We start from the raw sequence: 17,059 nt of genomic DNA on the forward strand, positions 1-17,059 counted from the left end.
CGAATCATTCCGTAAAACATCCAAAAGTGCTGTTTTTCCGAAATGAGAACGTATGTTTGTTTATTATATATAAAGCAGCGGACCTTCGCAAATCGAACGGCCGGAACCCAGCTTAGCAAGGCTTTCAAAAAAAGCTGTTCAAGCTTTATTGTATCTGTTTCACAGTAATTCGCAAACAATATCTTTACATGAAAAAGCAAAAATCCTTGAATTCACAAGGATTTTTGCAGCTCTGCACCTATTTTGTTACAGCGTGTGCCACTTTTATGCACAGATCCATGATGACCGTTCTGCCATCTTCCTTCAGCATCTGATAAGCCTCTTCGTTCACCAGGCCTTGCTGCGCCCAAAATACCGGGGCATCTGTCTCCAGAAACTCTTTAGCGACATCAGGAAGCTGTTCTGAACGTCTGAATACATTTACGATATCAACCGGACCGTCAATTTCTTTTAACGATGATACGGCTTTTACACCAAACGCCTCTTCGATCGTCGGATTTACTGGTATGATTTCGTATCCCGCATCTTGCATCGCTTTTGATACCATATACGATGTTCTATCGGGACGGTCTGAAAGCCCGACTACCGCAATTCTCTTACTTCCATCAAGAATTTCTTTGATTTCCGCTTTTGAAGGGTTTTGCATGATAGACCACTCCTTTTTGTTTATTCTACACGACCGAAAAGGAAGAAATCAAAACATGATGTATGGCTGATTAGATTTGTAAGCAAACTTTACAAAAAAACTTATCATCAGATCATGACATCTCATGTTAAAATAGAGATTAGGGACATTGAAAAAGGAGAAATGTAGATGTTAATTGCTTTATTGATTATTTTGGCCTACTTGATAGGCAGTATTCCATCTGGCTTAATCGTAGGTAAGCTTGCCAAGGGAATTGATATTCGGGAGCATGGAAGCGGAAATTTAGGCGCTACCAACGCGTTCCGTACACTGGGCGTAAAAGCTGGTTCGGTTGTCATAGCCGGAGATATTTTAAAAGGGACACTGGCAGCTGCATTGCCTTACCTCATGCATGTTGATATTCATCCGCTCCTTGCGGGAGTCATAGCGGTTCTTGGCCATGTGTTTCCAGTGTTCGCCAAATTTAAAGGCGGCAAAGCCGTAGCAACTTCGGGAGGCGTCTTGCTGTTTTATGCACCTCTGTTATTCATTACAATGGTTGCGGTCTTTTTCATCTTTTTATACTTGACAAAATTTGTCTCTCTGTCATCAATGTTAACAGGGATATATACTGTCATATATAGTCTCTTTGTACATGATAAGTATTTATTGATTGTCGTCACGCTGCTCACTGTTTTTGTAATATACAGGCACCGGGCGAATATCAAACGAATTATCAATAAAACAGAACCTAAAGTTAAATGGTTATAAATGTTTAAAAAACTTCTATTTTGACACGAGATAGCCTTATACGTTTATAATAGAGAAAATCAAATGATAACAAAGGGAAAAGGGGGTCCTGTTATGAATATGACAGTTAACGAAGACGCGCTGAACTGGTATAAAGAAGAGCTTGATTTACAAAACGGAGACCAAGTTCGATTTTTCGTCCGCTATGGCGGCTGCAGCAACGTTCAAAAAGGCTTTTCTCTCGGAGTGGCGAAAGATGCTCCTCAAGAGGCAGGAGTCACGGCAGAAGTCGGAGGCATCACCTTCTTTATTGAAGAAAGTGATCTTTGGTACTTTGACAACCATGATCTTCTCGTCAGCTATTCAGAGTCTGCCGATGAGCCTGTATTTGAATACCATTAAGAAAAAGAACGCATATCATATGCGTTCTTTTTTTATAAATGAAAACGTGTGAGATGGTCGGTCAGCTTTTCTTGTTCTAAGATATATTTTTGCGTCTCGCCCAAAAGATCAAAGTGGGGAAATTCGCTTTTTTTATGTATCCATTCTTCCTTCAAACCGTACGCCGCACCCCATTGTACCAGCTTATCAATATCTGCACAGCCTGCTTTTGTCACGGTTTTAGATTCCGGGAAACGGTCATCCAGCCAATAATGTGTTAAAAATGCGATTTCCCCTCTTTTGACTGCCTTCTTCCATCGGTTAACTTCCTCCCGTTTCACGCCAAATGCCATACGTCATTCACTTCCCTATTTTTTGGCCTTTTCATATGCTGCGTGCCAATCGGGGAAAGCCTTACGAAACTGAATCGGTTTAAAACTTTCTTTATCCACACAAATATGAGATGATTTTGCTTCAATTGATAGCTCACCAGCCGGATTATAAATATGGTAGCCATATATGGTTTTAAAGCCGTTGTATTCCTCAATCCATGTGTGCACCACCGCAGTTTCTCCATAATGGAGGGGCTTTTTGTAGGAAATATTGATATCAACGACTGGGGAAAGCACGCCTTTCTTTTCCATATCACTGTACAAAAAGCCTAAGTCTTTAATGAGTGCCGTCCTTCCGACCTCCATCCAAACAAGATAATTCGCATGATACACGATCCCCATTTGATCTGTTTCGGCGTAACGCACTTCTATTTCTGTTTTTGATACATGCAAGATACTCTGCTCCCTTAATCAGTTTAGCACCATTTTACCACATCCAAATCAGAAAGAAAAAAACCAGGTTTCCCTGGTTTTTACGAACGGTATCCGTTTTCTCTCGCTTCGGATTCGTCTTGAATTTCATTGCGAAATGCTTCGATGCTCTCTTCCCGTCTTGCGTTTTTTTCTTTGATGCGCTGCTTATCTTCTCCTGAAGCAAACTCCATTGATTCCTTTGCTTCTTCTATATTTTCGATTGTATTTTGGACCATATCCTGCAGTTTCTCTACGTTGTCGGAACGGTCGTCAGGATTAGGCTGCTGATATTGATTTTGGTTTTTTGTCATTGGGATGAACCTCCTAGAATAAAATCAATCCGGCGCTATTCGCCTTTCGTCTGCATGATAATTGGCTGCTGACCAGAAGTATCGTGCATTTTTTCCCCTTTATTGCGTTTATATTTAACAGGTTTCGTACCCAAGTGGCTTGGAGCATATTGAGGCTGACCGTTTTTCTTGTTGTTTCCCATGTTTATCCCTCCTCAACAAATAGGATTCTCAAAAGGAGGGGCAAACATGAATACAAATTAAAGGTTATTTTTGCTTAAATCGCTGTTCAAGCTTTTCCTCAAGCTGATTTAAATATTCCGTATTCGTCATCAGCTCTTTTTTGTTTTCCATGACGAGCTCATGAAAAGACCGTTTTCTCATCTTCTTCACTCTTCTCACCTCCGCGTATTCTTTTATTTTTTCCAATTCTGAAAATTTGTAAGCATGTTTGCACATAAAAAAACTGAATCTAATGAAGATCCAGTTTTTCTTTCATCTCTTTTTTTGTCATAGTCCCGATATGTATGTCTTGAATTACGCCTTTTTCATCTAAAATATACGTAGTTGGGTATGAAAACACATTATAGTCAGCATTAATTCCTTTTTTATCAATCAAAATGGGGAAGGTTAAATGATACGTATCAGCAAAAGTTTGCACCTGTTTCTCGCTTTTCTCAGCTGAAGTGAAATTAACTGCAATAACCGCTACATCTGAGTGCTCCTTTTGCAGTTCCTCCATCGCCGGCATTTCCTGTCGGCACGGTTTGCACCAAGTTGCCCAGAAGTTAAGCAGAACTTTTTTGCCTTTGACATCTGATAAAGAGGTCCTTTCTCCTGATAGTGTTTTCAGAGTGAAGTCAGGCGCTTGCTGTCCCTCTTCAATACCTATTTCTTTTTTGCTAAATTGCTGATAGATGTTCCAGCACATGTATCCGGCAAGCCCAATCAACAGGATTCCTGCCACCCATTTTTTCAGCATAATGTCACCCCCGGAGCTATCTTATCTCATAAAAAGAAGAGAAAGCAGGGTGCCTTCTCTTCTTCATATATTATGATTGCTTCATTTTTTCGCGAAGCACCATTTGCAGAATTCCGCCATGGCGGTAATAATCAATTTCAACTTCACTATCAAAGCGCACAAGTGCTTCAAATGTTTTTACATTTCCGTCTTCATCAATTGCTCTTACTGTAACGATATCACGAGGGCGTACGCTTTCATCAACATCCACCTCGATTACTTCTTTACCGCTTAAGCCGAGTGTATCCGCATTTTCACCTTGTTTAAATTGAAGCGGGAGCACACCCATGAATACCAGGTTACTTCTGTGGATTCTTTCAAAGCTCTCAGCAATTACAGTTCTAATGCCGAGCAGGTTTGTTCCTTTTGCAGCCCAGTCACGGGAAGATCCCATACCATAATCTTTGCCCGCTAAGATGGCAAGGCCTGTTTTATCTTCTTTATATCTCATGCAGGCATCATAGATTGATGTCACTTCACCAGTCGGCCAGTACGTTGTAAATCCGCCTTCTGTGCCCGGCGCGATTTGGTTTTTGATGCGGATGTTTGCAAATGTTCCTCTCATCATAACCTCATGGTTTCCGCGGCGTGAACCGTAGGAGTTAAAGTCACGAGGTGACACTCCTTTTGCTTGCAAGTATTTTCCGGCAGGTGTATCTTTTCCGATTGCCCCTGCTGGAGAGATATGGTCGGTTGTGACTGAATCGCCGAATTTACCGACAACACGAAGGCCTTTTAAAGGTTCAACCTTGCCTGGTTCAACTGACATTTCTTCGAAGAAGGGCGGGTTTTGGATATAAGTTGACTCATTATCCCATTTATACAGCGCTTCATCTGTTGTCTCAATCTCATTCCAGCGTTTGTTGTCATCGAATACTGTTTCGTACTCCTTGCGGAAGAGCTCCGGTGTAACAGTTTGTTTAACAAGTGAATTAATTTCGTCCATTGACGGCCAAATATCATTGAAGTACACTTTTTGTCCGTCTTTTCCGACACCGATCGGATCAGTCTTCAGGTTAATGTTCACTGTTCCAGCCAGCGCATAAGCTACTACAAGCGGCGGAGAAGCAAGATAGTTACCTTTCACAAGCGGATGAATACGTCCTTCGAAGTTACGGTTTCCAGAAAGAACAGACGTAATCAACAGGTCATTTTTCGCAACTGCTTCTTCAATTTCCGGTGAAAGCGGACCTGAGTTTCCGATACATGTTGTACATCCGTATCCGACGAGGTTAAAACCAAGCTCTTTCATGTATGGAAGAAGGCCTGAATTAACAAGATATCCTGTAACAACCTTAGAACCCGGTGCAAGTGATGTTTTCACGTAGTTAGGCACTTTGAGTCCTAATTCAACCGCTTTTTTCGCCACAAGGCCGGCGCCGATTAAGACGTATGGGTTAGATGTATTTGTACAGCTTGTAATCGCAGCAATAGCGATTGCACCCGTTTTCATGACTGTTTCTTCGCCGTTAAGCAATTTAAATTTAATTTCTTTGTCTTCCTCTTCGGCGTTTAATCCGAATCCTTGGTTACCCGCAGGGCTGACTAAGTGCTTTTTAAACGTTTCCTGCATAGCAGAAAGCGGAATCAAATCCTGAGGACGTTTTGGTCCGGAAAGGTTTGCTTCAATTTTAGACAAATCAATTTCAACGACATCAGTAAATTGCGGGTCTTCTACATCTGGAGTGTAGAACAAACCGTTGCTTCTGCAGTATGCTTCTACTACGTCAATATGTTCAGCATCGCGGCCTGTCAAACGCAGATAATTTAGAGCTTCTTCATCTACAGGGAAGAATCCGCATGTTGCACCGTATTCCGGAGCCATGTTGGCGATTGTCGCACGGTCTGCCAGCGGCAGTTCAGCAACTCCCGGTCCGAAGAACTCAACAAATTTACCGACTACGCCTTTTTCACGCAGTACTTGTGTCACTTTTAACGCCAAGTCAGTGGCTGTTGTTCCATTCGGAAGCTTTCCGACGAGTTTCGCGCCGATTACCTCAGGAACAGGGAAATAAGAAGGCTGCCCAAGCATTCCGGCTTCGGCTTCAATTCCGCCGACACCCCAGCCGAGAACACCGATTCCGTTAATCATTGTTGTATGCGAGTCGGTTCCTACCAGCGTATCAGGATACGTAATCAGTTCTCCGTCTTCTTCGACTGCGTGGACAACACTTGCCAAGAACTCAAGGTTTACCTGGTGAACGATACCTGTTGCCGGCGGTACTGCCTGGTAGTTATTAAACGCTTTCTTTGCCCAGCTTAAAAATTTGTAACGCTCTGCATTTCTTTCGAATTCCAAGTCCATATTAATAGCCAGAGCATCTTCTGTGCCCGCTTTATCAACCTGTACAGAGTGGTCGATGACAAGATCAACAGGAATCTCAGGGTTGATTTTGTCAGGATCTCCGCCGACAGCTGCCATTGCTTTACGTAATGAAGCAAGGTCAACTACTGCCGGTACCCCAGTGAAATCTTGTAAAATAACGCGAGATGGTTTAAACGGAACATCGATTTCCTTTAACTCGGCAGTTCCCCATTTTGCCAAATTTTCCACGTGTTCTTTTTTGATGACGAATCCGTCAACTTGACGCAATACAGATTCTAAAAGAACTTTAATGGAATAAGGAAGCTTCGACACATTTCCGATCCCCAAATCTTCCAATGCTTTCAAAGAGTAGTAATGATAAGTTTTCCCATTTGTAGTAAACGATTTTCTCGCTTGGAAAACGTCTTGTGCTACAGTTTTTTGCTCGTTTGCCATTCTCCAAAATCCCCCTTCAGATCAGTTCATTCTCAGATGAACATTACATTCCATCACAATTTTCTCACAATTTCATATTAAAACAAAATCATACATAAGTAAATATCAATGTTTTTATTAAATACAATAAGATCGGCTTATCAGGGCAAAAAAGCGGGAAATTTTACTGTCTGCACTCTCTCATATTCCTCATTGAAAGAAGCCATATTATGATTGAGGTGATAATGATGGTCAAACGAAAAGCAAATCATGTAATAAATGGGATGAATGACGCGAAAAGCCAAGGCAAAGGCGCCGGCTATGTAGAAAACGATCAGCTTGTACTGACTGAAGCAGAACGCCAAAATAACAAAAAAAGAAAAACCAATCAATAACGTTGAACTCTTTTAAGGAGGTTCTCATTTTATGACCAATAAAAATACAAGTAAAGATATGCATAAAAACGCTCCTAAAGGACACAATCCGGGTCAGCCGGAACCCCTCAGCGGAAGCAAGAAAGTTAAAAACAGAAATCACACAAGACAAAAGCACAATTCCAGCCATGATATGTAATAAAAGCAGACCTTAGCGTCTGTTTTTTTATGCGTTCACCCATTTCTGACCAACTGCATAAGCTAAAGCAAGGTTGATATATGGAGGAATGCTTCCATGACCCATTCAAAACGAAACGATGCTAATGATTTCGATGGTATGGAGGAATGGCTTCGGCAATTTTTTGAAGATCCGTTCGCCTGGTACGACGAAACATTACCTATTGATCTATATGAAACAAGTCAGCAATATATTATTGAAGCAGATCTGTCGTCTATACAGCCGACACAAATCACAATTACCTTGTCCGGATGTGAGTTCATCCTGACGGTTAAATCCTCAGAACAGACTCTTGAAAAACAAATGATGCTTCCTTTTTATTTGAATGACAAGTCGATTGAGACTGAATGCGAAAATCAAATTCTCACAGTTGCCGTCAATAAAGAGACGAATGATGGCTCTTCTTTTTCTCTTCAATTCCCTCTCAGCTAAAATCAAAAGTCACTTTCATCCCCTATAATGAAAGTGACTTTTTTTCCGTCCATTTATCGTCAAATACCCTCTAGTGACTCTCCCATGGCCAAATAGCAGATTCACTATACAATAGAATATGATCTACCATCTCTTTTGACTAGACGTCTATCATTTTTTTCTATTTTTTTAAAACATTGTTCTTCTATTCTTTCTTCATATACAATATGGTTAGTATAAGGGGGAATGATTGATGCTGGAAGGCTGGTTTTTGTGGTTTATTCTGTTTTGGGTGATCACGATGATTGTCTTGTTATCAATCGGCGGTTTTTTTATGTTTCGAAAGTTTTTAAAGCGTTTACCAAAAGAGGACGGCAAATCTGAGCTGGATTGGCAGGATTACTATATTGAAAACAGCAGACATCTATGGAGCAATGAAAACAAACAATTTCTCGATGAATTGGTCACACCTGTTCCGGAGCTGTTCAGAGATATAGCTCGAGCAAAAATTGCCGGAAAAATCGGAGAGCTGGCATTAAAAGAAAACGCAGCAGCAATTGATCAGCGGCTTATTATCAAAGGTTATATTCTGGCTACTCCGAAAAGAGACCATACCTTTTTAAAGAAACATCTAAGAGACAAGAAAATCGATATTGAACCTTATCAGGCCCTTCTTAAATAAAAAACCTTTCCCGCAAGGAGGAAAGGTTTTTTAATTCATTTGAATGTCTGCTGACTGCAGCTCGCTTTGAAGTTTTCGGTATGACAGATACATGGCGATTCTCCATGGCACAATCATACCGAAAGCCAGAATCCAAAACATTCCGCTCAGTGCGCCGTAATCAACCGATGTGCTTAAAATTGATTTCATCACAATTCTGATCACTAAAAGGCCGACTAATATAAAGACAAATGCCTTAGAGCGTTTCATGTAAATTTCATTATTTTTAATTTCAAACTTTGAAGTTTTTATAAGAAAAATAGAGAAAATCACGCCTAAAGTGATCGCTTCTAAAAACTCTTCACCCGTTACCCAAAAAACCGGAAATAAAAACATTAACGCCCCCGTACTCATAAAAATCGGCGGGAGAATGATTTTTTTCGGTGAAACGGGCTTATCGGAAGACTTAATTCTGACCACCATCACAGCTGCAGCCATTAAAACAGCAACAATTGATGAAACTATAATCATCATACTTATCATTCCTTTGTTTTCTCGGAGTGTTGACACTATATACTATACTCCAAAACAATAAAAAAAACCATTTTGAAAAGAAATGACTATCAATTTCCCATAACGCGGTTGACAGCTTCTAATACTTTGGACTCCTCAAACGGTTTGACAATAAAATCTTTGGCCCCAAGTTCAATGGCTTCTGTAACAATTCTTTGCTGGCGCATTGCCGTACACATGATGATCTTTGCTTTAGGGTCAAAGGATATGATCTCACGGAGTGCCTTAATGCCGTTTTTCACCGGCATCGTAATATCCATCGTCACTAAGTCCGGCCGAAGTTTTTTATACAGGTCAGCCGCTTGCTCACCGTCCGCCGCCTCGCCTGCTATTATGTAATTTGCCTCTTCCAAGATCTCTCTGATTTTTACTCTCATGAACTTGGCGTCGTCTACAACTAAAACTCTTGTCATATTCCCCTCCAAAAATCGAATTCCTCAGGTAATAGTCTTATTGTACCAAAAACAAAAGGATTAGTAGTAGTGCAAAAGTAATTTAGCAGTCAGAAACCTGTAAATCCACCAAAAAGATCCGACAGCAAAATAATGATCAAGTTCATCCAATCAAAAAATAGCAGTACCCCAATAACAATCATAAGTACACCGCCCGCTTTCATGATCAAAAGCTGATTCTTCCTGATCCACTTCAGTTTCGTGATGAAGAACGACAATAATACAAACGGAACGGCAAATCCGAGAACATATAGCATCATATACGGTATCGCTGAGCCAGGATTAGTACCTGCTAATGTGATAACAGCCCCCAAAATGGGACCGGTGCAAGGCGTCCAGCCGGCCGCAAAAGCCATACCGATTAAAACGGAACCGAAAAAACCGCTTGGCCTATGCTTAAAATGGACTCTGCGTTCTTTCATGATAACCTCAGGCCGAAACACGCCAAGCGTAATAAAACCAAACAAAATAATGAGCAAAGCGCCAACTTGCCGTATGGCATCATGATAATCTCTAAACAAGGTTCCAATAAAAGATGTTCCATATCCTAAAGCTATAAAAATCACTGAAAACCCCAGCAAAAAAAACAGCGTATGGGCCAAGCTTCTTTTTTGCAGCAATAGTTTCTCTGTTTTCACATCATCCATGCTGACTCCTGTAATATATGACAGGAAAGCCGGATAAAGCGGCAGGCAGCAAGGCGAAATAAATGATAAAAATCCCGCCCCGAATGTCAGAAAATAATTCACATCTCCCATGTCATCATCCCTTCATGATTTGACATTCCTTCAAGTTATGACAAAATCATTTCATTTTTTTAACACTTTCACTCGAAGGATTTCTATTTTCAAAAAAAACTTATATAATTTAATTTGACATTGAGACATTGTACTCCTTCTCATTTGAAAATTAGTATAAATATGGATATAATATAAACATTCACTTTTGAAGATCTAATGTATGAAAGGATACATCCCTGTGATTAGAGAGCATCTATTAAATGAAATTGAAAAAAAAAGAGCAGAGCTGCTGCAAATTGTCATGGCGAACGGAATGACATCTCATATTACGATAGAACTCAGTCAGGAGCTTGACCATCTTCTCATACAATATCAAAAGCAGCGCCTTCGAGCAGTAGCGGGTGATGAATGATTGCAAAATAAAAAACCCGATAAAGGGTTTTTTATTTTATAACCATGTTTCTCTATATCATAATCTTTACGTATTATTTCGTTTGATTATTCATGGCTTTCATCATTTGATTGATTTTCTTTTGAGAAGGTTTCATTCCCATTTGCATCATCATCATGCGTAACATTTGTTCATTAATAGGCGGATTCTTTTTAAGATAGCTCATCATATATTTACGAGCAATAAAAAACCCGAGTGCAACACCTATGAGCAGTGCAACAACGCCCACTAGGATGCCAACCCATAAAGTCATTTTATTTCCTCCTTCATGTTGTCTAGTTTAAAGTGTACTAAACCAAAAGCTATTATACAACATTTACATCTCTTTTTCTTCGGTTTTAGACAAAATTTCTTTCTTTCACCGGATTTAACCACCCATACCGCTTCGTATTGAAATCCATTGCGAGAAAGCAAGGGCTTACTTTGCGAAGAACTTCAAAAAATATCGTTTCCGCCTCGTAATCTCCGTTAGCTACAATTTCAATCATGTGTTCTTTCATCATAAAAGACGCTTGTCCCTTTGCTTTTGGGAGAGATAATCTATAAATATAATCCAGCTGTGTATAGTTTGTATTGTTCAAATTCATTTTTAACCGCTGATGCATATGTAAAATCGGAATGGGTTTCGTAATATATTGAATTTGTTTCTCTGTCATTTCATACTGCTGCCTCGTCAGGCTTGTCCAATGATAGTCTTGAAACAGATCAAACATAACCGATTCCCGCCCGAAATAGTGATTGGCAAATTCCTCTTTGATCAGGTACGTATAGTAGTGACGTTCCATCTTCTCATCCCCTTTTCCAGCAGCATTTCATTTGCATTCTATTATACAAAAGAAGAGAAGAAAGAATTGTCTATTACTGTTAAACAGCCAATACTATTTTTGTCGGATAAACAAGAAAAAGAGGATGATTTGACTCATCCCCTTTGAAAAATTTATTTATTGATTAATGCTTTGACTCGATCCACAACATTTGCAACTGAGAAGCCGTATTCATTGATAATGGTTTCGCCAGGAGCGGAGGCGCCGAATTTGTCAATACCGAGCACGTCTCCTTCAAGCCCTGTGTATTTGCCCCAGCCAAATGATGAGCCCATTTCAATCGCAAGACGTTTTCTCACATCTGACGGAAGCACGGAGTTTTTGTATTCATCCGATTGTTTCTCAAAACGATCTACTGAAGGCATGCTGATGACAGAAACATCAATATTTTCTTTCGCCAATTCTGCCTGTGCCTCGATTGCGAGGCCAACCTCTGAGCCCGTAGCGATGAGAAGAGCGTCAGGTGTTTCGTTTTTAGACTTAGAAACAACATAAGCACCTTTTTCTACACCAGCCAATGCCTCTTCAGCTGTTTGGTCGATTGTAGGAAGGTTTTGACGTGTCAATACAAGCGCTGTTGGGTGATTTGTGCTCTGCACCGCAAGCTTCCAAGCCGCAGCTGTCTCATTACCGTCTGCAGGGCGGATTAAAGAAAGGTTAGGCATTGCCCGTAATGAAGCAAGCTGCTCAACCGGCTCGTGAGTCGGTCCATCTTCACCGACCGCGATACTGTCGTGAGTAAAGACATATGTCACAGGAAGACCCATTAATGCTGCAAGGCGAATGGCCGGACGCAAGTAATCAGAGAAGACAAAGAATGTTCCGCCGAATACACGAAGTCCGCCGTGAAGCGCCATACCATTTAAGGCTGCACCCATAGCAAATTCGCGAACACCAAACCAGAAATTTTTTCCTGAGTAATCAAGCGCTGTATAATCACCGGAATTTTTAATCGTCGTTTTGTTTGATCCTGCTAAGTCTGCAGAACCGCCGACAAAGAACGGAATTTTATTCGCAAGACCGTTCAGAACTTCACCTGAAGAGGCACGGGATGCCAGACTGCTTCCTTTTTCATAAACAGGCACCTCTTGATCCCAGTCTTTCGGAAGTTCTCCTTTGATAGCCAGCTCAAGCTGTTCAGCGAGTTCCGGATAAATTTCTTTATATTTAGCGAATTGGTCATTCCATTCCTGTTCCTTTTTCTCGCCGGATTCTTTTACTGTTTTTGCGAAATGCTCATATACTTCTGACGGAACGTAGAAATCTTCTTCATACGTCCATGCATAAGCTTCTTTTGTTAATTTACTTTCTTCTTTGCCAAGCGGAGCACCGTGAACACCGGAAGTGCCGGCACGGTTAGGAGAACCGAAACCGATTGTCGTTTTTACTTCAATCAATGTAGGTTTCTTGTCGTTTTGGCGTGCTTTTTCAATTGCCGCAGATAATTCTTCAATATTGTTTCCATCTTCAACGTAAAGAACTTCCCAATTCATCGCCTCAAAACGCTGTTTCACGTTTTCAGAGAATGAACGATCCAGATCTCCGTCCAATGAGATGTCATTAGAATCGTATAATACGATCAGACGGCCAAGCTGAAGATGGCCTGCAAGTGAAGCGGCTTCAGAAGAAATACCTTCCATTAAATCGCCGTCACCGCAAATGCTGTATGTATAGTGATCGACTACATTGAATGAATCGCGGTTGTAAGTTTCGGCTAAATGGCGTTCTGCGATAGCCATTCCGACCGCCATTGCGATTCCTTGTCCAAGCGGCCCTGTTGTTGCATCAACACCGGCTGTATGTCCGAATTCCGGATGCCCCGGTGTTTTGCTGCCCCACTGGCGGAATCCCTTAAGATCTTCAATGCTGAGATCATACCCGCTTAAATGAAGCATGCTGTATAAAAGTGCTGATCCGTGTCCCGCAGATAAAACAAAACGGTCGCGGTTAAACCACCCAGGGTTTGCCGGATTTACATTCATAAATTTTGTCCATAGCGTATATGCCATTGGCGCTGCCCCCATAGGCATACCAGGGTGACCAGAGTTTGCTTTTTCAATAGCGTCTATTGATAGTGTGCGAATGGTAGCAACTGATTTCTTTTCAATTGTATCCATAAAAATCCCCTTCCTTATATGTTGTACCCTTTCATCATAAATGTCTGACGACTTTTTCTCAACTGTTTCAGCTTAAATTTGAGAGAAACTTGATGAATTTTGTCGCTTGAAGAAAGCGCTGTTGTTTGTAGTATATACAAAAGAGGAATACGATATTGCCGTATTCCTCTTATATTAGTGAAGTCTGTTATTATTTTTTTCTCTTTTTAACTTTTCAGGTGTTACGTCATTGCCTTCAGGATCAATGATTTTTACACTTTTTAATGTGTTTTTCATAGAAGAACGAAATCCTTTTAGGTACTCTTGACGGAGCTTTTGCTGTTCAGCTTTTTCTTCTTCTGTAATAACGCCAGCTTTAGCTTTTGCGGCAAGTTCATTGATTCTGGCAATTTTTTCGTTTGAAATCATGATAAACTCCTTTATTGCATTTTGTCTATATACTACTAAAACAAGAGGAGTTTTACAACTGATTCACTCGCCTGTCTGCTCATTCTCTATGTATTCCTGGAAACGCCGATGGACTGTCGCCTTTGACACATCATAGCCAAAACCTCTCAACGTAGCCGCGATTTCAGCAAACGTCAGTTTATTCGCTCTCAACCGGACAATCTCCGAGATCGGAACTTCTATTCTTTCTTTTCCGCTGTTTTCATGCTGGTTTTTCAGGTTCTTTTGTGGCTTAAAACCATTTTTCACTGCACGTTTCATTCCGCGTTTGATTTTCATGTTGTGGATTTTCCGCTGGTATTCCTCCACAATGCTGACGATTTCCAGCACCATAGAATCAGCCTCTGATAACTCCAGCTCACCTCTGTGAGCGGTCGTATATACTTTCACACCTTCCCTGTAAATACAATGAAGAAGTGCAATTTTCGCGTTTCCCCGGCCGAGTCTTGTTTCATCCTGAACTAAAATCACATCAATATTTGAATTCTTGATGTGATCAAGCAAATCAAATACACCATCCCGGTCCATTTCATATCCGCTGGCTTTTTCAGAAATCACTTTGACGACTTCCATGCCGTTCTCGGCAGCAATGGCCGTAAGCTCCTCCTCCTGCCGCTTTAATGAGGTTTCTTGCTGTTCTTTATTTGTGCTTACTCGGGCATAAATGAGTGCTTTCACCTTTCTACCTTTCCTCTCTATTTAACAGTAGCCAGTTCGTATGCAGCCGGGTGCTCCTTTTTTAATGGAATCACCAATTCATCCCCAGGCTGAATCTCTGACGTCTGGAGATTATTTTTTTCAGCTACCCATTCAACAAAATCACTTTTATTTATCTTTTTTGAGTCATCCACCTGATCAGCGAGCGACCAGAGCGTATCCCCAGACTGAACTTTTATTTTAACATATTGATTAAGCTCCTGGTCGCTGCTTGTATATGACAACAGAAGGATAACCACGCTTAGAATCACAGTGAACAGGCCGACAAAAATAATAGATTCTTTATTCATGATAACAACCTCCGACAAGAATGTTTGTTCGCATTTTTATAACTTCAGTATATACGAACAAATGTTTCTGTCAATTGTTTTTTTCGAACCTATGTTTGTACTGTCAGGAAAATCATGCTATAATCTATTTAAAATCGACGTTTAGAGGTGCAAAAAATGACGAAGCTATCAAAAAGGCAACTTGATATCCTCCGTTTTATTAAAGCAGAGGTTAAATCAAAAGGATATCCGCCTTCGGTTAGAGAGATCGGAGAGGCTGTCGGCCTTGCGTCCAGTTCTACTGTCCACGGCCATTTGGCCCGTTTGGAAACAAAAGGGCTGATTAGACGCGATCCGACAAAACCAAGAGCGATAGAAATTCTGGATGAAGAAGTAGAGATTCCAAAAAGCCAAGTCGTTAATGTACCGGTAATCGGAAAAGTAACGGCGGGCTCACCTATTACAGCGGTTGAAAACATTGAAGAATACTTCCCGCTTCCTGACCGTATGGTTCCTCCGGATGAGCATGTGTTTATGCTGGAGATCATGGGTGACAGTATGATTGACGCAGGTATACTTGATAAGGACTATGTAATTGTAAAACAGCAAAACACGGCGAATAACGGTGAAATCGTAGTGGCGATGACAGAAGATGATGAAGCTACGGTAAAACGTTTCTATAAAGAGGATACACACATTCGCTTACAGCCTGAAAATCCAACCATGGCTCCGATCATACTGCAGAATGTCAGCATATTAGGAAAAGTAATTGGTGTGTTCAGAACTGTCCATTAAACTATTGAACTATCAGTTACAAAGAATAAACCCCCTCTCCTTTGTGGAGTGGGGGTTTTGTTTTTAAAAAAAGCAGGCTCGCCCTGGCTTAGGTGCGAACCTGAATAGGAGGAAAAAGAACATCATGTTTACACCATAATTATCCATCATTTAATTGTTGAAGTCAAGAAATTTTCTTTCCTTAACGAAACTTTTTTTAAAAAAAAGTGCTGTTTAAAAAATTAGACGTTCTTTTCTTATAAATGTTTCGATTTTCGGACGTGAAAAGATGAGTTATACTCTCCTCTTTTATATTGAGCGAGGCAAAAGGAAATATACTGAATATTTAGTACATAGTTTATTTAGTTAATTTATTCCGCAAAAAAAACTCACTTCTTTTCAAAAATGTGAGCATCAATCAAGATTAAAATATTCTACACCATAGCGGCCTTTTACATGAACACTTGCACAGTTTTCTGAATGTTCTTCAGCTAATATTCGATACCGGTGATAAGGTTCAATGGAAACCTTATCTTGAGCGCTAAAGTCAAACCAATTACCGGTGAATTGTTTTGTGCTTAACGTAGTATAATCCCCTGCAAGTCCCATTCGCTGAAGCTTAATGTTAACTGAACAAGTGTTCACTCCTAATATCGTAAATTGGTATCCTAAAAAATAATCCATTGCCGGTACATCACTAATGTTTTCTACATAAAGCGCTTTTGTTCCGTCATTTAGAATAAAGTCGGTTTTATGCTCAAAATGTGAAGTTGCTGCATGAATGGTCCCGGTTCCAAAAACACATAGCAAAACAGCTGTCATGAGTAATATTTTATTTCTCAACTGCAATCCCCCTCCTTTACCATATATTAACCCCAGAAGATAAATATGTATATCTCCTGTTACTCTGTTTCCCGTACTTTTTCAATCATAAAAATCCATGTGGGTTTTAGCTTGCTTATAATATTGAAGTCTGTCTTGGAGAGTTCCTGTATGGAATTCAAATTTATGGCCGTCAGGATCAGTGAAATAAATTGATTTTCGATCACGTTCATCTCGTTCTCTCCCAGACAAAATAGTAACATGAAGGTTTTTTAATTTTGCGGACATTTCTTCAAACTTGCTTTCCTCAATTGTAAAAGCGATATGGGTATAAGAAGCGTTAATATCATTTCTGGGAATGTCACGCTCTTCGTTGAGAGCCAGCCATATGCCGTTTAAATCGAAATATGCAGTGCTTCTTCCTTTAACAAGCAGTTTAGCATCAAAGACATTTTGATAAAACTCGATGGAAGTCAGTAAATCAGAAACAGAAAATAACAAGTGATTGATCTCTTTGATCTCCACTGTGTCTCCTCCTTAGTATTTAAAAATAGATGATTAAAAACCATGAAAGAT

General features: G+C 40.4%; 27 protein-coding genes. 8 read left to right on the top strand and 19 right to left on the bottom strand.

What is annotated here, in order from left to right; all coding sequences use genetic code 11:
* Positions 1-238 precede the first annotated feature (238 nt).
* Positions 239-646: a CoA-binding protein gene (locus MTN95_RS00310; protein WP_248336541.1), complete on the bottom strand. Its 408-nt coding sequence runs from the start codon at positions 644-646 to the stop codon at positions 239-241.
* Positions 647-814: 168 nt separating this feature from the next.
* On the opposite strand from MTN95_RS00310, the gene plsY reads away from it, so the two are divergent.
* On the top strand, positions 815-1,396 hold the full coding sequence (gene plsY, locus MTN95_RS00315) for a glycerol-3-phosphate 1-O-acyltransferase PlsY (RefSeq protein ID WP_024121591.1): 582 nt from the start codon (positions 815-817) through the stop codon (positions 1,394-1,396).
* Between the two features lie 93 nt (positions 1,397-1,489).
* Positions 1,490-1,777, top strand: coding sequence for a HesB/YadR/YfhF family protein (locus MTN95_RS00320; protein WP_024121590.1), 288 nt, complete (start codon positions 1,490-1,492; stop codon positions 1,775-1,777).
* Positions 1,778-1,809: 32 nt separating this feature from the next.
* Here MTN95_RS00320 and MTN95_RS00325 read toward each other — a convergent pair whose 3' ends face one another.
* From MTN95_RS00325 to acnA, 7 genes are all read right to left on the bottom strand, one after another.
* Positions 1,810-2,109 carry a hypothetical protein gene (locus MTN95_RS00325; protein ID WP_024121589.1) on the bottom strand — a complete coding sequence of 100 codons (300 nt, stop codon included), beginning with the start codon at positions 2,107-2,109 and terminating at the stop codon, positions 1,810-1,812.
* Between the two features lie 15 nt (positions 2,110-2,124).
* Positions 2,125-2,541, bottom strand: a complete 417-nt coding sequence (locus MTN95_RS00330) for a YbgC/FadM family acyl-CoA thioesterase (RefSeq protein WP_010334419.1) — start codon at positions 2,539-2,541, stop codon at positions 2,125-2,127.
* A gap of 80 nt (positions 2,542-2,621) precedes the next feature.
* Positions 2,622-2,873, bottom strand: coding sequence for a small acid-soluble spore protein Tlp (tlp, locus tag MTN95_RS00335; RefSeq protein ID WP_105991921.1), 252 nt, complete (start codon positions 2,871-2,873; stop codon positions 2,622-2,624).
* A 35-nt stretch (positions 2,874-2,908) separates the two neighbouring features.
* Entirely contained in the window at positions 2,909-3,055 is a 147-nt protein-coding gene (sspN, locus tag MTN95_RS00340; RefSeq protein ID WP_024121586.1) for an acid-soluble spore protein SspN, read from the bottom strand.
* Positions 3,056-3,119: 64 nt separating this feature from the next.
* Complete coding sequence (locus MTN95_RS00345; protein WP_003244964.1) at positions 3,120-3,245, bottom strand: FbpB family small basic protein; 126 nt, start codon at positions 3,243-3,245, stop codon at positions 3,120-3,122.
* A 79-nt stretch (positions 3,246-3,324) separates the two neighbouring features.
* Positions 3,325-3,834: a redoxin domain-containing protein gene (locus MTN95_RS00350; protein ID WP_024121585.1), complete on the bottom strand. Its 510-nt coding sequence runs from the start codon at positions 3,832-3,834 to the stop codon at positions 3,325-3,327.
* Positions 3,835-3,904: 70 nt separating this feature from the next.
* Positions 3,905-6,634, bottom strand: a complete 2,730-nt coding sequence (gene acnA, locus MTN95_RS00355) for an aconitate hydratase AcnA (protein WP_248336544.1) — start codon at positions 6,632-6,634, stop codon at positions 3,905-3,907.
* A gap of 227 nt (positions 6,635-6,861) precedes the next feature.
* Here acnA and sspO point away from each other — a divergent pair, with 227 nt between their 5' ends.
* From sspO to MTN95_RS00375, 4 genes are all read left to right on the top strand, one after another.
* Positions 6,862-7,008 carry an acid-soluble spore protein SspO gene (gene sspO / locus MTN95_RS00360; RefSeq protein WP_003221239.1) on the top strand — a complete coding sequence of 49 codons (147 nt, stop codon included), beginning with the start codon at positions 6,862-6,864 and terminating at the stop codon, positions 7,006-7,008.
* A 31-nt stretch (positions 7,009-7,039) separates the two neighbouring features.
* On the top strand, positions 7,040-7,186 hold the full coding sequence (locus MTN95_RS00365) for a small acid-soluble spore protein P (protein ID WP_003221237.1): 147 nt from the start codon (positions 7,040-7,042) through the stop codon (positions 7,184-7,186).
* A gap of 78 nt (positions 7,187-7,264) precedes the next feature.
* Complete coding sequence (gene cotM / locus MTN95_RS00370) at positions 7,265-7,657, top strand: outer spore coat protein CotM (RefSeq protein ID WP_095713925.1); 393 nt, start codon at positions 7,265-7,267, stop codon at positions 7,655-7,657.
* A gap of 232 nt (positions 7,658-7,889) precedes the next feature.
* Complete coding sequence (locus MTN95_RS00375; protein ID WP_024121582.1) at positions 7,890-8,318, top strand: DUF2621 domain-containing protein; 429 nt, start codon at positions 7,890-7,892, stop codon at positions 8,316-8,318.
* A gap of 30 nt (positions 8,319-8,348) precedes the next feature.
* On the opposite strand, the gene MTN95_RS00380 is transcribed toward MTN95_RS00375, so the two are convergent.
* The 3 genes from MTN95_RS00380 to MTN95_RS00390 form a co-directional block, all read right to left on the bottom strand.
* Positions 8,349-8,840 carry a CcdC family protein gene (locus MTN95_RS00380; RefSeq protein ID WP_082687905.1) on the bottom strand — a complete coding sequence of 164 codons (492 nt, stop codon included), beginning with the start codon at positions 8,838-8,840 and terminating at the stop codon, positions 8,349-8,351.
* Positions 8,841-8,920: 80 nt separating this feature from the next.
* Complete coding sequence (locus MTN95_RS00385) at positions 8,921-9,283, bottom strand: response regulator (RefSeq protein ID WP_010334411.1); 363 nt, start codon at positions 9,281-9,283, stop codon at positions 8,921-8,923.
* Positions 9,284-9,372: 89 nt separating this feature from the next.
* Entirely contained in the window at positions 9,373-10,080 is a 708-nt protein-coding gene (locus MTN95_RS00390) for a cytochrome c biogenesis protein CcdA (protein ID WP_024121580.1), read from the bottom strand.
* Between the two features lie 220 nt (positions 10,081-10,300).
* On the opposite strand from MTN95_RS00390, the gene ynzD reads away from it, so the two are divergent.
* On the top strand, positions 10,301-10,474 hold the full coding sequence (ynzD, locus tag MTN95_RS00395; protein ID WP_024121579.1) for an aspartyl-phosphate phosphatase YnzD: 174 nt from the start codon (positions 10,301-10,303) through the stop codon (positions 10,472-10,474).
* A 73-nt stretch (positions 10,475-10,547) separates the two neighbouring features.
* On the opposite strand, the gene MTN95_RS00400 is transcribed toward ynzD, so the two are convergent.
* From MTN95_RS00400 to yneA, 6 genes are all read right to left on the bottom strand, one after another.
* The gene (locus MTN95_RS00400) at positions 10,548-10,766 is read right to left on the bottom strand and encodes a YneF family protein (RefSeq protein ID WP_003221221.1); all 219 of its coding nucleotides are present in this window, start codon (positions 10,764-10,766) and stop codon (positions 10,548-10,550) included.
* A gap of 85 nt (positions 10,767-10,851) precedes the next feature.
* Positions 10,852-11,298 carry a sporulation inhibitor of replication protein SirA gene (gene sirA / locus MTN95_RS00405; RefSeq protein ID WP_095713923.1) on the bottom strand — a complete coding sequence of 149 codons (447 nt, stop codon included), beginning with the start codon at positions 11,296-11,298 and terminating at the stop codon, positions 10,852-10,854.
* Positions 11,299-11,450: 152 nt separating this feature from the next.
* Positions 11,451-13,454: a transketolase gene (gene tkt / locus MTN95_RS00410; RefSeq protein WP_248336546.1), complete on the bottom strand. Its 2,004-nt coding sequence runs from the start codon at positions 13,452-13,454 to the stop codon at positions 11,451-11,453.
* Between the two features lie 174 nt (positions 13,455-13,628).
* The gene (locus MTN95_RS00415) at positions 13,629-13,862 is read right to left on the bottom strand and encodes a DUF896 domain-containing protein (protein ID WP_024121576.1); all 234 of its coding nucleotides are present in this window, start codon (positions 13,860-13,862) and stop codon (positions 13,629-13,631) included.
* 63 nt (positions 13,863-13,925) lie between these two features.
* Complete coding sequence (locus MTN95_RS00420) at positions 13,926-14,579, bottom strand: YneB family resolvase-like protein (RefSeq protein WP_024121575.1); 654 nt, start codon at positions 14,577-14,579, stop codon at positions 13,926-13,928.
* Positions 14,580-14,596: 17 nt separating this feature from the next.
* On the bottom strand, positions 14,597-14,908 hold the full coding sequence (gene yneA, locus MTN95_RS00425; RefSeq protein WP_059291742.1) for a cell division suppressor protein YneA: 312 nt from the start codon (positions 14,906-14,908) through the stop codon (positions 14,597-14,599).
* A 156-nt stretch (positions 14,909-15,064) separates the two neighbouring features.
* On the opposite strand from yneA, the gene lexA reads away from it, so the two are divergent.
* On the top strand, positions 15,065-15,682 hold the full coding sequence (gene lexA / locus MTN95_RS00430) for a transcriptional repressor LexA (protein WP_010334405.1): 618 nt from the start codon (positions 15,065-15,067) through the stop codon (positions 15,680-15,682).
* 393 nt (positions 15,683-16,075) lie between these two features.
* Here the strand turns inward: lexA and MTN95_RS00435 are convergent, their stop codons facing one another.
* Complete coding sequence (locus tag MTN95_RS00435; RefSeq protein ID WP_248336548.1) at positions 16,076-16,504, bottom strand: hypothetical protein; 429 nt, start codon at positions 16,502-16,504, stop codon at positions 16,076-16,078.
* An 81-nt stretch (positions 16,505-16,585) separates the two neighbouring features.
* Entirely contained in the window at positions 16,586-17,008 is a 423-nt protein-coding gene (fosM, locus tag MTN95_RS00440; protein ID WP_248336550.1) for a FosM family fosfomycin resistance protein, read from the bottom strand.
* Between the last annotated feature and the right edge of the window lie 51 nt (positions 17,009-17,059).

Origin of the sequence: Bacillus sp. 2CMS4F (assembly GCF_023161785.1) — a bacterium.
Classification (GTDB): domain Bacteria; phylum Bacillota; class Bacilli; order Bacillales; family Bacillaceae; genus Bacillus; species Bacillus halotolerans.

Excerpts from the sequence above, each read along its gene's own strand:
- MTN95_RS00310 (WP_248336541.1), bottom strand. The coding sequence starts at position 646 with ATGCAAAACCCTTCAAAAGCGGAAATCAAAGAAATTCTTGATGGAAGT.
- plsY (WP_024121591.1), top strand. The coding sequence starts at position 815 with ATGTTAATTGCTTTATTGATTATTTTGGCCTACTTGATAGGCAGTATT.
- MTN95_RS00320 (WP_024121590.1), top strand. The coding sequence starts at position 1,490 with ATGAATATGACAGTTAACGAAGACGCGCTGAACTGGTATAAAGAAGAG.
- MTN95_RS00325 (WP_024121589.1), bottom strand. The coding sequence starts at position 2,109 with ATGGCATTTGGCGTGAAACGGGAGGAAGTTAACCGATGGAAGAAGGCA.
- tlp (WP_105991921.1), bottom strand. The coding sequence starts at position 2,873 with ATGACAAAAAACCAAAATCAATATCAGCAGCCTAATCCTGACGACCGT.
- sspN (WP_024121586.1), bottom strand. The coding sequence starts at position 3,055 with ATGGGAAACAACAAGAAAAACGGTCAGCCTCAATATGCTCCAAGCCAC.
- MTN95_RS00350 (WP_024121585.1), bottom strand. The coding sequence starts at position 3,834 with ATGCTGAAAAAATGGGTGGCAGGAATCCTGTTGATTGGGCTTGCCGGA.
- acnA (WP_248336544.1), bottom strand. The coding sequence starts at position 6,634 with ATGGCAAACGAGCAAAAAACTGTAGCACAAGACGTTTTCCAAGCGAGA.
- sspO (WP_003221239.1), top strand. The coding sequence starts at position 6,862 with ATGGTCAAACGAAAAGCAAATCATGTAATAAATGGGATGAATGACGCG.
- MTN95_RS00365 (WP_003221237.1), top strand. The coding sequence starts at position 7,040 with ATGACCAATAAAAATACAAGTAAAGATATGCATAAAAACGCTCCTAAA.
- MTN95_RS00375 (WP_024121582.1), top strand. The coding sequence starts at position 7,890 with ATGCTGGAAGGCTGGTTTTTGTGGTTTATTCTGTTTTGGGTGATCACG.
- MTN95_RS00380 (WP_082687905.1), bottom strand. The coding sequence starts at position 8,840 with ATGATAAGTATGATGATTATAGTTTCATCAATTGTTGCTGTTTTAATG.
- MTN95_RS00385 (WP_010334411.1), bottom strand. The coding sequence starts at position 9,283 with ATGACAAGAGTTTTAGTTGTAGACGACGCCAAGTTCATGAGAGTAAAA.
- MTN95_RS00390 (WP_024121580.1), bottom strand. The coding sequence starts at position 10,080 with ATGGGAGATGTGAATTATTTTCTGACATTCGGGGCGGGATTTTTATCA.
- MTN95_RS00400 (WP_003221221.1), bottom strand. The coding sequence starts at position 10,766 with ATGACTTTATGGGTTGGCATCCTAGTGGGCGTTGTTGCACTGCTCATA.
- sirA (WP_095713923.1), bottom strand. The coding sequence starts at position 11,298 with ATGGAACGTCACTACTATACGTACCTGATCAAAGAGGAATTTGCCAAT.
- tkt (WP_248336546.1), bottom strand. The coding sequence starts at position 13,454 with ATGGATACAATTGAAAAGAAATCAGTTGCTACCATTCGCACACTATCA.
- MTN95_RS00415 (WP_024121576.1), bottom strand. The coding sequence starts at position 13,862 with ATGATTTCAAACGAAAAAATTGCCAGAATCAATGAACTTGCCGCAAAA.
- yneA (WP_059291742.1), bottom strand. The coding sequence starts at position 14,908 with ATGAATAAAGAATCTATTATTTTTGTCGGCCTGTTCACTGTGATTCTA.
- lexA (WP_010334405.1), top strand. The coding sequence starts at position 15,065 with ATGACGAAGCTATCAAAAAGGCAACTTGATATCCTCCGTTTTATTAAA.